The following is a 14,985-nucleotide window of genomic DNA, read 5'->3' on the forward strand; positions in this document are numbered from 1 at the left end:
ATGACTTTGACTGAAACCGCATCAAAACCCGCGCTGGGTGACGAACGCGTAGGCCAACGCAACCCTCTTCAGAAGCTCCTGGGCCGCCCCGAAGTTGGTGCACTGGTTGGAGCTATTGTCCTCTTCATCTTTTTCGCGTCGGTGTCGCAGACCTTCATCCAACCGAACGCCTTCGCTACCGTCCTCTACGGCAGCTCCACCATCGGCATCATGGCTGTGGGTGTTTCGTTGCTGATGATTGGCGGCGAGTTCGACCTCTCCACCGGTGTTGCCGTCATCTCTTCGGCGCTGACGGCCTCGCTGTTCAGCTGGTACTTCACCACCAACGTCTGGGTGGGCGTAGGCCTGGCGCTGGTGGTATCGCTGGGAATCGGCCTCATCAACGGCTGGATCCTGGTCAAGACCAAGCTGCCCAGCTTCATCGTCACGCTTGCCACCTTCCTGATGCTGACCGGGCTCAACCTCGGCCTGACGCGACTTATCGGCGGCTCCGTATCATCGCCGTCGATCTCCACCATGGATGGTTTTGAATCCGCCCGTGCCGTCTTCGCTTCCTCGGTGTCCATCGGGGGCGTGGAAGTGAAGATCACGGTGTTCATCTGGATCGCCCTGGTGGCCGTTGCCTCCTGGATTCTGCTCCGAACCCGCGTTGGCAACTGGATCTTCGCAGTGGGCGGCGACGCCAATGCAGCCCGGGCTGTGGGCGTCCCGGTGACAAAGACCAAAATTGGACTGTTCATGGCCGTGGGCTTCTGTGGCTGGATCCTGGGCATGCACAACCTCTTCGCCTTCGATTCGGTGCAGTCGGGTGAGGGCGTGGGCAACGAGTTCCTGTACATCATCGCCGCCGTCATTGGCGGCTGCCTCCTGACCGGTGGCTACGGGTCGGCCGTGGGTGGCGCCATCGGTGCCTTTATCTTTGGCATGGCCAACAAGGGCATCGTGTACGCACAATGGAATCCAGACTGGTTCAAGTTCTTCCTGGGCTTGATGCTCCTGCTGGCCACCATCGTCAACCTGATCGTCAAGCGCCGGGCAGAGCTCAAGTAAAGGACCGGAACAATGAATGCACACCAGATTGACCAGCAGACTCTGCTCAAAGACGAGAAGGATCCCTTGACCCACACACCGGTCCACCTGCTTTCGCTTGAGGCTGTGGGCAAGCACTATGGCAACATCATCGCCTTGCGTGATGTGACCATGGCCGTGGACAACGGCCGGGTCACTTGCGTCCTGGGCGACAACGGCGCGGGCAAGTCCACGCTCATCAAGATCATCGCGGGCCTGCACCAACATGATGAGGGCACCCTGCACGTGATGGGCGACGCCCGAAAGTTCTCTTCGCCCCGTGAGGCCTTGGATGCCGGTATCGCCACCGTCTACCAGGACTTGGCGGTGGTCCCGTTGATGCCCATCTGGCGCAACTTCTTCCTTGGCTCTGAGCTGACCAGCGGGTTTGGGCCGTTCAAGAGCATGGATGTCCAGAAGATGAAGGACATCACCAAGAAGGAACTCGCGGACATGGGCATCGACCTGCGCGATGTTGAGCAACCCATCGGCCAGCTCTCCGGCGGTGAGCGCCAGTGTGTCGCGATCGCCCGTGCGGTGTACTTCGGAGCGAAAGTGCTGATCCTGGACGAACCGACGGCCGCGCTGGGTGTCAAGCAGTCCGGCGTCGTGCTCCGCTACATCCTGCAGGCCCGCGACCGCGGGCTGGGCGTCATCTTCATTACCCACAACCCGCACCACGCCTTCCCCGTGGGTGATCGGTTCCTCCTGCTCAAGCGCGGCAAATCGATCGGCTACTACGACAAGAAGGACATCACCTTGGATGAGCTGACGGCCCAGATGGCCGGCGGCGCCGAGCTGGCCGAATTGGCCCACGAGCTGGAGCAGCTCGGTGGGCATTCGGATGCCCTCGAAGAAGTCAAAGCCGAAGTAGCTGGAGTTACTGACCCGACGTCGGGCAGCCCAACCAAACGGCACTGAACTTTCCGCGGAGCGACCCCGGCCGATGCTTGTCAGCCGGGGTCTTTCCATGGCGTTTGGCCGTACATATTTCGACGGACTTATGGAGGAAGACATGAAGGTAGTAACCCTCGGCCTGGTGGGTGTTGGCCGGATCGGCGTGATGCACGCGAAGAACATCAGCGCGCTCAACGAAGCCCTGAGCCAGGACGGTTACCAGGTCCACCTAAAACTCACAGACGTGGCAGAGGAGCACGCCCGCTCCGTGGCCGCGGATTCAGGAGCGGAGTTCTTTGGCTCGGTGGAAGAGCTCATTGCCTCAGGCGTTGACGGCCTGGTCATCGCTACGGGCACGGCAACCCACCCGGACCTCATCCGTGCCGGAGTGGACGCCGGCATCCCGGTGTTCTGCGAAAAACCGGTAGCCGTGAACGTGGCGGAGTCCCTCCCGGTCCTTGACTACATCCGTGAGAAGGCTGGAGTAGTGCAGATCGGCCACCAGCGCCGTTTTGACGCAGGCTATCTGGAAGCCAAGCGCTCCTATGAGGCCGGTGAACTCGGATGGATCCACTCGGTTCGGGCCGTCACGTGCGATATGACCCCGCCACCAGTCCAATTCCTTGCCACGTCCGGCGGGTTGTTCCGGGACTGCTCCGTCCACGACTTCGACATCCTCCGTTGGCTCACCGGCAAGGAAATCGTGGAGGTCTATGCCAAGGGCTCCAATAACGGCGACCCGGCCATCGGTGAGGTTGGCGACGTCGATACCGCCCTGGCTTTGGTGACTTTCGACGACGGCACGGTAGGCACGGTATCGGCCAGCCGATACAACGGGGCCGGGCATGATGTCCGGCTGGAACTCCAAGGCTCCGAGCGCTCCGTGCTTGTGGGAATGGACCAGCAGATGGCCTTGCGGTCAGCCGAACCCGGAGTCGAATTCCCCACCGGTGCCTCCCATACCACCTTCGCCGAGCGCTTCGATCAGGCGTATCGCTCAGAGATGGCCGCGTTCGTGGAACTTGTGCTTGGCCAGCGCAAGAACCCCTGCACTCCCGAAGATGCTGTCGCGGCCTCGAAGGTGGCAGACGCTGCGCAGGAGTCCTTGGAGAAAGGCGCCCCGGTAAAGGTTGCCCCGTAGAGGGTTGGGACATGGCTGACGCGGGCCGAAGAGTCTGGGGGAAAACTCCGACCCGCGCCAGGTTCATGGGGCTGGCTAGGCGATGATCTTCATGGCCTGCCAGCCGGTGCCGAGGCTGGTTGGCGGCACGTTGGTGAGCGCTCCGCCTCCCGATCCGGGATACAGCCACAAGGTGTCTCCGATGCGGCCTACGACGTCGTTCTTGCCGTCGCCGTCAAGGTCCCGCGGTCCGGCCATTGCAGTCCGGGTTCCCCAGCCCGTCCCGATCTGCGTCCACTGCAGCCAGCCCCCGGAACCATTGCCCGGATATAGCCATAATGCGCCTGTATCCGCACGCCGCGCCAGTACATCGCCCTTGCCGTCACCGTTGAAATCGCCGGTGCTGAAGATCGCGTTCATCACGTCCCAACCCCAGCCGACGGTATAGGGAGCGCGCTGCCCTCCGGTCCCGTTTCCTTCATACAAACGGAGCTCGCCGTTGCTTCGCCGACCGATGAAATCGGGGATGCCATCACCGCTGAAGTCGCCGGGGGAGAAGAGCTGTGTCATGGTGCTCCAACCGGTGCTGACCTGCTGGCGCGCCCCGAAGCTGCCTGCGCCGTCGCCAGGGTAGAACCAGAGGATGTCGCCGGCACGGGCCAGGAGGTCGGGTTTGCCGTCCTTGTTGAAATCGCCCGGGGTGATGGTGTCCGTGATGGTTGACCAGGCGGGGGCGGGAAGGGCGATCTGCCGGGGCAAGAGTCCACCTGCACCGTTCCCCGGGTAGAGGTACAGGTTTCCGGCGGTATCGGCGGCCAAGACGTCAGCGCGGCCGTCGCCGTTGTAGTCATGGGCCGACGGCGGTCCGGCTGCGGGCACGGTGTAGGTCTGGGTGCCCACGGCCGAGGTGTTGCCGGCGGTGTCTACGCCGATGTACTTGAGCACCAGGGTGGAGCTGCCCATGACGATCGGATTGGCGGCGTTGTACCTGATGTTGGTGGGTGACTCCGTGGCCGTGGGCGTACTGCCGTTGGTGGTGTAGTAGATGGCGGCAGGCTCGTTGGCGGACAGGGCGATGGTGGCTCCACTGGCCAAAGCGCGGCTGGTGGGGTTGGCCGTCACGGTGGGGGCCGCAGTATCCGGTGGCACGGTGTACGTCTGGGTGGCCACCTCGGAAACGTTGCCCGCGGTATCCCTGGCAAAGTACTTGAGCGTCATGGGCCCAGGACCGTTGAAGGGGATCGCCGTGGTGTAGGGGAGCCCGGCCGTCAGCGGATCGGTGCCGTCCGTGGTGTACCGGATATCGGCGGGCTCGTTAGCGGTCAGTGTGATGGTGGTGCCAGGGGCGTACTGACCGCCCACTGGGTTGGCCGTCACTACGGGCTTGGTGACGTCGGGACCTGTTGAGTACGTCTGCGTGGCCACGGCCGAGGAGTTGTTGGCGCTGTCCACGGCGAAGTACTTCAGGGTCAGCGGGCCGCTCAGTGTCAGCGGAGCGGTGTACTTGCTGCTGGCCGTGGTGGGGGTGCTTCCGTTGGTGGTGTAGTAGATGGTGGATGTTTCATTGGCGGTCAGGGTGATGGCCTGGCCCACGGCATAGGTTCCACCCGGGGGTGCCGCGGTGACGACGGGAGCCACATTGTCCGTTCCGAGGTATGCCTCAAATTCGGCCAACCCGGCGTTAGTGGTTCCGGAACTGACTGAGGTGATGTTGAGCCGCACCGAGCTCACTGTCTTGGCGGGGAAGTTGATGGTGAGTCCTGATCCGTTGTTCGGAAGGGAGGGAACCGGCACTGTGCTTCCATCCGAGAACTGCAGGTTTCCGGCGGTGATCTGATCCGTGAGGAGTGGACGGTCGGACAGGGTGACCGCGCTGATGGTTCTTGTGGGGGAGAAGTTGTATTGAATCCAGCTACCGGCCTTCTCACCAGCGGAGACCCATTCGCGGGTGGCGTCCATGGGAGCACCCCATTGGTATCCGTCCCGGACCTTTTCCGGGCCCTGGGCGGTGGCCTTCTGTGAGGAGGCCGTGACGGTGGTGCCCGCTGATTTGGCGGCGTTGCCCACCCACTCGATGGCTGTGATGTATTGCCGCTTCAGCCATTCGTCGTAGGGGGAGTCCGGGCACCCTTCGCCCGGGCTGCTGCAGACGTACATGTCGAAATCGGCGAACCGCACAAACGTGTCCACTTTGGCTGTGAGTTCGGCCCCGGTCACGTTCTGGGCATACTCATCGATCACATAGGCGTCGTACGCCAAGGACGTGTGGGGTCCGGTGTAGCTGCGGGTCGCAAGCTGGGCGAACTTGGCTGTGGCCCAGTGGTCACTGTGGTCATAAGGACTGTTGAAGTTCCCTGTCCAGTCCTGGGTGCGGAAGGTGGTGGGCTGGAAGTTGGCCACCAAACGGTTCAAGGCGTTCTGGAACTGGGTCTTGGTGAAGGTCGCCGCGTTGTCCACGGGACGGATGGACGACAGCCGTCCGTCCCAGAGTTTGAGGATGCTCTGGCTGTTGTACGCTGCGCTGCCCAGGCCGTTGGGGAAGCCGTCCGGCAGGCGCATGTACACCACGGAGACGTTGGGAGCGCCGTTCAGGGTCCGCATGGTCAGCGGGCGGCCCGGCACACCGGCATCGGATGTAGTCCAGCTATTGGAGACACCGGCCATCTTGGCGTAACTGGCCTGGATTCCTGACTCAAGGCTCCGCCAATAGGTGGCTCCCTCACCCGCCTCGCCCGCCGTGGCGAACACCGTTTGTACACATCGTTTGGCTTGGATATCGCGCATGAAGTCCGGGCTGAGGAACAGTAAATCGTCGTCTGTGTGGGCGACTATCTGCATGGCGCCACCCGTGCCTGCACAAGGCGGATCGGCAGCGGCGGCGGGAGACGCAGAGCCCAAAACGAACCCACCCCAAACCAGGGCCGGGGCGACGAACAGGCCCAGGAGGCGTTTGCTGAGGGAACGGCGGTTATTCTGACGAAAGGGACGACTGACGTATTTTGGACGGTCCACAACCATGCTCCTTTGAGCAGATGTTGGGCCCCCCAGCCGGCAAATTTACGACGCCCTCAGGACGTCACTCGAACAAACAGCGCACTGCCGGACTTTCAAGAGAGCTGAAAGCGATGCAGTGAGCGCTACTGTACTCCACCAGGCGGAGCCTGGGTAGGGTTCCGGCACACTTCCACAAAGGACTTAAACGGCATCAAACGTTCGGAGCCGGGAAGCTGGGACGCCTCCGGATGCCATTGCACCGACACTACCCACCGGGACGGGTCTTCCAGTGCCTCCACGGTGCCGTCGTCCGCGATGGCCGTGACCAGCAAGCCTTCGCCCACCCGGGCAACAGCCTGATGGTGCCCTGAGGCGATCTTGACGGTGGTCCCTTCGGGGGAACCATACAGTGCTGCGGTCTTCGATCCGGCCGTGAGGACCACATCGTGCCAGGCCCACTCGCCGGCGGCGGGGTCGTGGGGATCCAGGCCGTTGTGGATCACGGCAGACTGTTCCATGTCCTGGATCAGCGTTCCGCCATACAGCACGTTCAACAACTGGTGGCCGCGACAGATCCCCAACAGCGGCAGGCCGGCGTCGATGGTTGCCCGGGCGACATCCATGTCCAGGTGATCCTGCTCCGGGTTCACGTCATAGACGGACGGATCGGGATCCTGCCCGTAGAGGCGGGGATTGAGGTCGCCGCCTCCCGGCAGCAGCACGCCGTCGAGCGTTTGCATCTCGGTAGCCAGTTGTCCGGCGCTGTCCGCCGAAACCGGGGTCAGCAGTACCGGCCGCGCACCTGCTTCACGCAGAAGGTCCACGATGTATGTGAAGAGCTGGTTGGCTTCGCCCACCCGGGCATCGGGGGTGTCGGAGCTGCTGAGCCGGACCGGGACGCCGATACGCGGACGGACATCTTCTGAACTCTTCATGCTTCACTATGCACCGCACTGCAGCCCAGCACGCAAACGCCTGCCTCACCGTGCCGCACTACTACGCTGAAACCATGAACCGCAGTGCAGCGTTGAACCCTAGCCCTCGAACCCTCGATGTGGAGAGCCTGGTTGACTTCGACAGGCTGGTTAACTCCGGTGCCGGGTCCATGAATGGCTGGCATGCGCAGTCGCTGGACCTTCGGGGGCACTCGCGGGACCTGAAGGCGATGGATCCCCGGGGCGCGATCTTTCTGGGGTGCACCTTCGACGACGGCGTGGAAGAAAGCCTCCGACGCCGTGGAGCGCTCATCTTTCCCAAGCTCCAAGGCGTGCCCTTCGATCCGTACCGGGGGAACCTCTACTCCGCCGCGGAGCTCTACAAGGACATCTCTTCCACCGAGTACGAGTCCACCCTTGATGCGCAGGTCTACCAGTGGAGCATCCTTCCCGGTCAACGGGCCAGCCTCGACGCCACCCTCGCCGCGGCCCTGCACGACCACGCCATAGGTGACGCCCTGGACGAATTGCTGGATCACGGAGCGCTTTCCGGGACCAGGATCGTGGGTGTCATGGGCGGCCACGCCGCCCAGCGTGGCACCCGCGAATTCGCCGACGCCGCGCGGTTGGGCCGGTTGCTCGCCCACGCCGGTTTTGCCGTAGCCACAGGCGGGGGACCCGGGGCCATGGAAGCCGCCAACATGGGCGCTTACCTGAGTGGACTGCCCGACGCCGACGCTGCCGCAGCATTGGTCGCGCTCGCCGGGGTACCTGGGTTCAGGCCCTCGGTGACGGCTTGGGCGCGACAGGCCGCGGCCGTCGTCGAAAATCATCCGGAGGGTACCCCGACGCTCGGAATTCCGACCTGGTTCTACGGTCATGAACCACCCAACCTGTTTGCCACCCACATTGCCAAGTACTTCGGCAACGCCATCCGGGAAGCGATCCTGCTGGAGCTTTGCAATGGTGGAATCGTCTTCCTCCCGGGAGCGGCAGGAACGGTACAGGAGATCTTCCAGGACGCCTGCGAAAACTACTACGGAGCGCCCGAAACCATCACGCCCATGGTGTTGGTGGGACGGGAACATTGGGAACGGACCTTCCCTGCGTGGCCCATGCTTCAAAGCCTTGCAGCGGGGAAACCCATGGAGGACAGAATCTTCCTGGTGGATACCGTGGAGGATGCGCTGGCTGTGCTGTCAGGAAAGGCGTGACGCGCGACTAGAAGTCTTTGCTGCATGGACCCGAGCCGAGTTGGGCCAGACCGGTCCGGTCGCCGGCAGCGTATTGCCGGACCCAGGAAGCCTGGTCAAACATGAGCTGGCGGGGGTCGTCCACGTGGTCCAGGCCCAGCAGGTGACCCAGTTCATGCATGATGACCGCGACGCCGATCTCCTTACCCTCGGCGGTATCCACAATGCCGGCGAATTGCGGTGCATCCAAGGAAACCGTGCCTGTCACGTACGCTTTATAGCCGTTGCTCAGGCCGATCGAGGAGCTTCCGCCCAGGCCCACTGTTTGGCCGGTAAGGCGTGGCACCTGCTCCGGAGTGCTCCAGGCAATGAGCACCGGCGCCCAGCGGTCGCCGTACCTATCGGGTTGGTAACCGGCTCTGTTGGTGGAGGGCACTTCGGAGCTGGGACCGTCGAAAACGAATCTCAAGCCCGTAGCCACGCTGGCCTGTCGAACGGCTTCGTCCACCAGCGGCTGCCAGGAAGGATCCGCGAGGTCCGAATTCACCACGTAATGGATGGGCCTGCAAGGGGAGTAGGCCAACGGGGAGCCGTCTTCTTTGACAGCGAGGAATTTGTACGAGGTACTGGTCCGGTTTACTGGAGCCGGCGTCCCAAGGGGCGCGTCGGCTTCTTCCAGTCCGGGAAGTGGATCCTGGCGCTGGCCGAACGGAACCAACCCGGGCCGGGGCGCCTGGCTCTGCGTCGCTGAAGATCCGTAGATGAAACGGTAAAGGTCACCGCTGAAGTAGGCGCCCGCACATACGAGGCCCAGGACACCGAACAGGAACAGTATGGCCGCGATGCTGCTGTGCTTGATCGGCGGTCGTGGCGGCACTGGGGGGTCTGGTGGGCGGGGACCAGGGGGCAGGTACTGGGGGCGAGGGGGATCGGGGTCCGGCCACTTGGGCGACCCGTAAGGTTCCATGGAACCCCCTGACGTGGAGGCCGCGACGGGAGGTGGGGCGCCGCCGTCGGCCGTAGTCGCCAGCATAAGACCGCCGCCGCCGTGAGTCCATGCCGGAATGATTCCGGCATGTGCCCGGAACAGGAATGCCGGTCAGATATCTTTACGGCACGGCGCCGACGAGAGGAGGTGCAGGCCGTTCAGGTCGCCCGCAGCGAGTCCATCCGGGGCTCCGATCTCGGGGTACATGAGCTGCACCGGATCATCGACGTGGTCCAAGCCCATCACGTGCCCCAACTCGTGTTGCATGACCGCCAGGACGTAGTCGGCGCCTTCCGGGTCAGCCAGCAGTTCGGTTACCTGCGGGGTGTCCAACTCCAGGCTGCCGGTGATGTAGCTCTTGGGGCCGTTGTTGAGCGAGTACATGGTGCTGCCACCGGTGCCGATCACCTTGTCGGCAAGCGCCGGTGCGGCCTCCGGCGTGGTCCACGAGATCAGCAGGGGAGCCCACCGGTCGCCGTACTTGGACGGCTGGTAAGGCTCGCGCCGCTCCACCGGCAACTCGTCGGTGGTCCCGTCGTTGACGAACTGGATGCCGGAAGCGGCGGAAACATTGGCGATCGCCATGGCCAGCAGTGCATCGGAACCTTCCGGTGCGGACGCGTTGTTCACAACGTAGTGCAGTGGACGGCACGGCGAATATCCCACCGGAGTGCCGTCGTCGTTGGTGGCCAGGAACTTGTACGAATCGTTGGCAGATTCGGCCGCCGGCGGCGAGGCCAGCGGGGCATCCGCCTCCTCAAGGCCCGGCGGCGGGGCGTCTGCGGCGCGTGGAGGTACCGCTTGGGTTGTCCCGCCTTGCGCGGCACCCGGGACACTCACCCCCGGGAACAGGGCGGTGATACGGGGGTCGCCGTGCAGGAATCCGCTGACCAGGACCGCTACGACGGCGGCGATGCCTGCCATGAGGAGGCCGCGAAGGACCCGCCAGGCAGTTGCCGCACGTCGGTGCTTTGGCGCACGCGTTTCCCGCTCCGAGTCCACGGTTCTCCATTCCTCACGCCCTGGTCACGCGGGGCAGCGCGGAGGACGAACCAACATTACGGTCTGCGGAGGGAGGCGTCCAAACTTAGACGATCGTTGCGCCGAACACCAGGCCCAGCCCATAGGTGGCAGCCGCTGCTCCAAGACCAATGGCGAGCTGCCGCAACCCGCGGCTCAGCGGCGACGTTCCGGACAGCAAGCCCACGACGGCGCCGGTCGCCAGGAGCGCGATGCCCACCAGCACGCCGGCAACCAGCAAGGCGGCGACACCCGTCATACCGAAGATAAAGGGCAGGATGGGAACGATGGCGCCGGAAGCAAAGAAGCAGAAGCTGGACATTGCCGCGCCCCACGCCGACCCGACTGATTCGTGCTCGTCCGTGGTTGGCTTCTCCGGCTGCAGGGACAGGCTGGGATCGCAGTCGCAACTGAACACGCCCATGCGCTCAGCGGCACGGTGCTCTGCGGCCTCGCGGGTCATGCCCCGGGCGAGGTACACCAGAACCAACTCGTTGTGCTCGATGTCCAACGACGGTGCCGCTGTGAGGGTGGCCTGCGTGGGCAGCGTGGCGTTGAGCAGTTCCCTTTGGGAACGTACTGAAACGTATTCACCGGCGCCCATGGACAAGGCGCCGGCCAAGAGGCCCGCCACGCCACTCATCAGCACCACCGGGCTGGGCACTCCGGTTGCTGCCATGCCCATGACCAGCGACAGGTTGCTCACCAGGCCATCATTGGCGCCGAAGACGGCAGCCCGGAAGGTACCGGAGAGCCTGTTGCGACCCCGTGTGGCCAGGCCACGGACTACTTCTTCGTGGATTTGCTCATCAGCCACCATGGCCGGGGTCGCCGCAGGTTCGGTGCCGTACGGGGAACGGCCCTCGGCACGCTGGGCCAGCGCAAGCACAAACACGGAGCCGAAGTTGCGGGCCAGGAAGCCCAGGAACTGGCTGCGCGTGGACGCTGCCTTGGGCATCCCGGCGTGCTCACCAAGGAGCTTCAGCCAGTGGGCTTCGTGCCTGCCTTCGGCTTCGGCCAGGGCGAGCAGGATTTGGCGTTCCTCGCCGTCACGCCGCTGGGCCAGTTCGCGGTAGACGGCTGCCTCGGCACGCTCATCCGCCAAGTACTGGCGCCACCGCCTGATGTCCGCATGCGAGGGTTGCCTCGAGGCGCTTTCCGGGGTTGCTTGCTGGGGGGTGGGGTCCGGAGCGGGGCTCGACGAACCGGGGGATTCCTGGTGCTGTTGCACTGTCTCTCCTGGGCTGGGTGGGGTAGTTGCGGCCCCATTGCACGGCCCACTGTACCGCTTATTGGCGGGGATTTTTGGCTGGTATTCCTTAGTTGGAATGTTCGGTGCGCCGTAATTTCGGGCGTTCCTTGACCCTCGCCTGAGGCGGTGCTCAGATGGAAGGACAGGGGCGGGTCCCTTCCCGCATACGATTCCTGCATTCGGTTCAACGGGCCGTTCGCGGCCCACGAGACGGAGGTTGCACCATGAACACCACCGAATCAAACGCCCAGCACCCGGAACGGGCAACCATCGAGTCAGACCCGGCCTACGACTACGCCGAAGACCAGGAAGTAGACGAAGCCTGGGTGGAGGAAGTGGACGCTCCGGAGGATGACGAGCGCGTGGTCCCGATCGACGAAACCGAAGAATTCCGCGAGGAAGACGAGGAAATCTAACAAGCGGATCCAACAAGCGGATCCAGGCAGGGCAGATCCAGGCAGGGCAGATCTAGGCAGGGCCCCCGCTGCTGAAGACGAACTGCCGCTGCACACCCTCGCGCTTGCCGACGGCAGCCACCGTCACAGTCAGTGTCTTTGACGCCTCGCACCATCGCGTTGGCCGGACAGCCTGAACCAGCGCTTGTGCGATCAACCGCGGTTCCGCATGCCTGAACTGCGCGGTTCCGGAGTTGGACGTGATGGTGACCGTGCCGTGGAAAAGGTCGACGGCGGGAATGACCGTGACCGTGGGGGCTGCTGTCGTGGCAGGGGTGCTTGGTGCGGGGATGGTTGTTGCGGGGGTGGTATCGCCTTGATACGGCAAGGGACTGCTCCTTGATGGAGTGCTCTTGCCCGCTCGGTTGTCTCTGGTCCGGGACGGGCCGCTTCCTCATCCGAACCACCCGTGAACATGGGGTTGGTGTGTGGCCAGTCGGAGCTTGGCACCACATCTCTTGAAGCTGGGACCACCTTACCGCACGATCGCCGTTGCGGGGCCTGGTCTGCACCCTTTTCGGGATCCTTGGCAGGTAAAGCAGGCCCCGCAACGCAGCTATCGGCGGGCGTATTCCCGGGGACAAAACAACGGCGGCGCTTCCCCGGAAAGGGGAGGCGCCGCCGTCGAACTTTGCTCTGTTGCTTGTTGCTTTACTTGTGGCTGCTGACCGGGTGGGCCTCAGGCGGGAGTTCCTCAGAGACGGCACCTGCCACGCGCTTGTCCCAAGCCGCGCGGACGGCGGGATCCGTTGGCGGGGTGAGCAGTGAAATCACTACGTAGGCGATGAACGAGGCAGCAAGGCCGTAGTAAATCGGTTCGTTGGCGTAGACGCCGTCCGCGCTCGGAATGACACCCACGGCGAAGAGGATCAGCAGCGCCAGGGTCAGCACCGATCCCACTGCCATGGACCACGCAGCGGCGATGCCCGTGCCGCGCTTCCACACCAAGCCGCCCAGAATTGCTACCAGGAGGCCACCAACCAGGATGTCGTAGGCGATGGTGAGGGCAACCACCACGTCCTGTGCCGCCATGGAAATCAGTACGGCCACGATGCCGAGTCCAAGAACCCAGTAGCGGTTTGCCTTGACGTCGTGCTCGGGGTTTTCGCTGTCATCGGTGTTGATGGTCTTGCCGAACCAGCTGGCCACGAACGGGACAACGTCGGCACGTGCCACCGTTGCGGCAGCAATCAGGGCGCCGGAAGCGGTGGACATCATGGCTGCAACAGCCGCGGCCATGACCAGGCCGCCGATGCCGACGGGCAGGATGTGGGTGGCTACCTCTGCGTAGACAACGTCCTTGCCGAGGTTGGCGACGTCGATGTCCGGCAAGGCCACGCGGGCAGCCAGACCGATCACGGCGCCGGCGATGCCGTAGAGAATGCAGTAGACGCCGGCCGTGGCGCCACCCCAACGGGCAACCGTGGGGGTCTTGGCGGTGAAGACGCGCTGCCAGATGTCCTGGCCGATCAGGAGGCCCAGGGTGTAGACCACGAAGTACGTGATGATGGTCTGGGCGCCGATGCCATCGATCTGGAAGAAGGTGTCGTCGAGGCGCTCACGGATGCCGTCCATGCCGCCGGCAGCGTTCAGGACGAACGGGAGCATCAGGAAGAAGATGCCTACGGTCTTGATGATGAACTGGACCTGGTCGGCCAGGGTGATGGACCACATGCCGCCAATGGTGGAGTAGACCAGGACGATCGCGCCGCCAACGGCGATGGCCAGCCAGCGTTCCCAATCGAAGAGCACCACGAAGATGGTGGCGTAGGCGCCGGTGGAAGTAGCGCACAGCATGAGCGTGTACGCCAGCATGACGATGCCGGAAGTCTGTGTGGCCCTGCTGCCGTAGCGAAGGCTCAGCATCTGGGAGACCGTGTAGATCTTCAGGCGCTGGATGGTACCGGCGAACAGGAGGCTGAGAAGCAGCACGCCTGAGCCGATGGCCACCACCAACCACATGCCTGAGATACCGAACTTGTAGCCGAGGCCAACGCCGCCCACGGTGGATGCGCCACCAAGGACCACCGCGGCCATGGTGCCGGTGTAAAGGAAGGGTCCCAGGCGGCGGCCGGCCACCAGGAAGTCGCTGTTGTTCTTGGTGCGGGACTTGCCCCACCAGCCGAATGCCAGCATGGCGAGCAGGTACACCACCACGATTGCGATGTTAATAGCCGAAGATTCCATGAACGGTCCTTGGAGCTGATGCACAGAGGTTGGGGTTTTCGACGATACTCCTGCGAAGCGTCGAAGTCTCTGTGCTGATGATTGGAGATTGGGGATGTGTTGTGTGCCTCACAGACAACACTTGTTGCCTATGAGGATATGTTGTGATCGGAGTAACAGTCAAGATGCTTTAGTCATGGTTCCGCTGGTTCTGGCCCTCTTGGCCTGTCACCCGGCTACTATTGCTCCAATGACAGGGCCACATGACAGGCCTGAAAGGTTCGTGAATGAAGGCTCTACCCGTTGAACCGAGCAATGTTCCCGTTGCCATCGGTTCCAGAATCCGCGCAGCCCGGCAGGCGCAGCGCCTCACCATCGAGCAAGTAGCGGATGCTACCGGGCTGACCAAGGGCTTCCTCAGCCGCGTCGAGCGCGACCTGACATCGCCGTCGGTCGCTTCGCTCGTCACTTTGTGCCAGGTTCTGTCTGTATCCGTGGGCGATTTGTTCGCGGCTCCGGAGACGCACCTGACCAAACGCGATGACGGCCCCCGCATTTCCCTGGGTGGCCAAGGCATCGTGGAGCGCCTGCTGACGGCACGCTCCGAGCGTCGTCTGCAGATCCTGCAGGCCACCATCGAGCCGCGTGGCCGTGGTGAAAACGAGCTGTACGCCGTGGATTGCGATGTCGATGTCCTGCACGTGGTCAAGGGCAGGATCAAGCTCATCCTGACCAACGAGGAGTATGACCTTGAGGAGGGGGACACCCTCTCCTTCCCGGGCCGCGAACCCCACACCTGGATCAACCCTACGGACGAAACCGTCGAGGTGCTCTGGGTGCTGGTTCCAGCGGCCAGTCGGTAGGTTCCCCCTCCCCGCGTGGTGCGCTCCCTCCCGG

At 63.6% G+C, this 14,985-nt stretch carries 13 protein-coding genes and 1 riboswitch; of the genes, 6 read left to right on the top strand and 7 right to left on the bottom strand.

All coding sequences use genetic code 11. From position 1 onward, the window contains the following. The 3 genes from N7568_RS04290 to N7568_RS04300 all read left to right on the top strand — a co-directional run bounded on the left by N7568_RS04290 (window position 1) and on the right by N7568_RS04300 (window position 3,106). Window positions 1-1,050, top strand: coding sequence for an ABC transporter permease (locus N7568_RS04290; RefSeq protein WP_261608667.1), 1,050 nt, complete (start codon window positions 1-3; stop codon window positions 1,048-1,050). A 12-nt stretch (window positions 1,051-1,062) separates the two neighbouring features. Continuing rightward, the gene (locus N7568_RS04295) at window positions 1,063-1,989 is read left to right on the top strand and encodes an ATP-binding cassette domain-containing protein (RefSeq protein ID WP_261608668.1); all 927 of its coding nucleotides are present in this window, start codon (window positions 1,063-1,065) and stop codon (window positions 1,987-1,989) included. A gap of 94 nt (window positions 1,990-2,083) precedes the next feature. Then, window positions 2,084-3,106: a Gfo/Idh/MocA family oxidoreductase gene (locus N7568_RS04300; protein ID WP_261608669.1), complete on the top strand. Its 1,023-nt coding sequence runs from the start codon at window positions 2,084-2,086 to the stop codon at window positions 3,104-3,106. Between the two features lie 75 nt (window positions 3,107-3,181). Here N7568_RS04300 and N7568_RS04305 read toward each other — a convergent pair whose 3' ends face one another. Beyond that, entirely contained in the window at window positions 3,182-6,103 is a 2,922-nt protein-coding gene (locus tag N7568_RS04305; protein WP_261608670.1) for a chitobiase/beta-hexosaminidase C-terminal domain-containing protein, read from the bottom strand. Between the two features lie 119 nt (window positions 6,104-6,222). Next, a complete protein-coding gene (locus N7568_RS04310) occupies window positions 6,223-7,014 on the bottom strand; it encodes a gamma-glutamyl-gamma-aminobutyrate hydrolase family protein (RefSeq protein WP_261608671.1) in 792 nt (263 codons plus the stop codon). A 74-nt stretch (window positions 7,015-7,088) separates the two neighbouring features. On the opposite strand from N7568_RS04310, the gene N7568_RS04315 reads away from it, so the two are divergent. After that, window positions 7,089-8,228 (top strand): LOG family protein, encoded by a 1,140-nt coding sequence (locus N7568_RS04315; RefSeq protein WP_261609023.1) that lies wholly within the window; start codon window positions 7,089-7,091, stop codon window positions 8,226-8,228. Between the two features lie 7 nt (window positions 8,229-8,235). Here the strand turns inward: N7568_RS04315 and N7568_RS04320 are convergent, their stop codons facing one another. From N7568_RS04320 to N7568_RS04330, 3 genes are all read right to left on the bottom strand, one after another. Beyond that, window positions 8,236-9,084, bottom strand: a complete 849-nt coding sequence (locus N7568_RS04320; protein WP_261608672.1) for a matrixin family metalloprotease — start codon at window positions 9,082-9,084, stop codon at window positions 8,236-8,238. 222 nt (window positions 9,085-9,306) lie between these two features. Further along, on the bottom strand, window positions 9,307-10,197 hold the full coding sequence (locus N7568_RS04325; RefSeq protein WP_261608673.1) for a matrixin family metalloprotease: 891 nt from the start codon (window positions 10,195-10,197) through the stop codon (window positions 9,307-9,309). 85 nt (window positions 10,198-10,282) lie between these two features. Further along, window positions 10,283-11,446 carry a VIT1/CCC1 transporter family protein gene (locus N7568_RS04330; protein ID WP_261608674.1) on the bottom strand — a complete coding sequence of 388 codons (1,164 nt, stop codon included), beginning with the start codon at window positions 11,444-11,446 and terminating at the stop codon, window positions 10,283-10,285. Between the two features lie 245 nt (window positions 11,447-11,691). Here N7568_RS04330 and N7568_RS04335 point away from each other — a divergent pair, with 245 nt between their 5' ends. Further along, the gene (locus N7568_RS04335; protein WP_261608675.1) at window positions 11,692-11,883 is read left to right on the top strand and encodes a hypothetical protein; all 192 of its coding nucleotides are present in this window, start codon (window positions 11,692-11,694) and stop codon (window positions 11,881-11,883) included. Window positions 11,884-11,935: 52 nt separating this feature from the next. On the opposite strand, the gene N7568_RS04340 is transcribed toward N7568_RS04335, so the two are convergent. Beyond that, window positions 11,936-12,250, bottom strand: coding sequence for a hypothetical protein (locus N7568_RS04340; protein WP_261608676.1), 315 nt, complete (start codon window positions 12,248-12,250; stop codon window positions 11,936-11,938). A 16-nt stretch (window positions 12,251-12,266) separates the two neighbouring features. Further along, window positions 12,267-12,386, bottom strand: a riboswitch (SAM riboswitch). A 187-nt stretch (window positions 12,387-12,573) separates the two neighbouring features. Next, window positions 12,574-14,109 carry a sodium:solute symporter gene (locus N7568_RS04345; RefSeq protein WP_261608677.1) on the bottom strand — a complete coding sequence of 512 codons (1,536 nt, stop codon included), beginning with the start codon at window positions 14,107-14,109 and terminating at the stop codon, window positions 12,574-12,576. A 266-nt stretch (window positions 14,110-14,375) separates the two neighbouring features. Between N7568_RS04345 and N7568_RS04350 the strand changes: the two genes are divergently transcribed. Continuing rightward, window positions 14,376-14,951, top strand: coding sequence for a helix-turn-helix domain-containing protein (locus N7568_RS04350; RefSeq protein WP_024819844.1), 576 nt, complete (start codon window positions 14,376-14,378; stop codon window positions 14,949-14,951). Window positions 14,952-14,985 lie beyond the last annotated feature (34 nt).

Source organism: Paenarthrobacter aurescens (assembly GCF_025421775.1).
Classification (GTDB): domain Bacteria; phylum Actinomycetota; class Actinomycetes; order Actinomycetales; family Micrococcaceae; genus Arthrobacter; species Arthrobacter aurescens_B.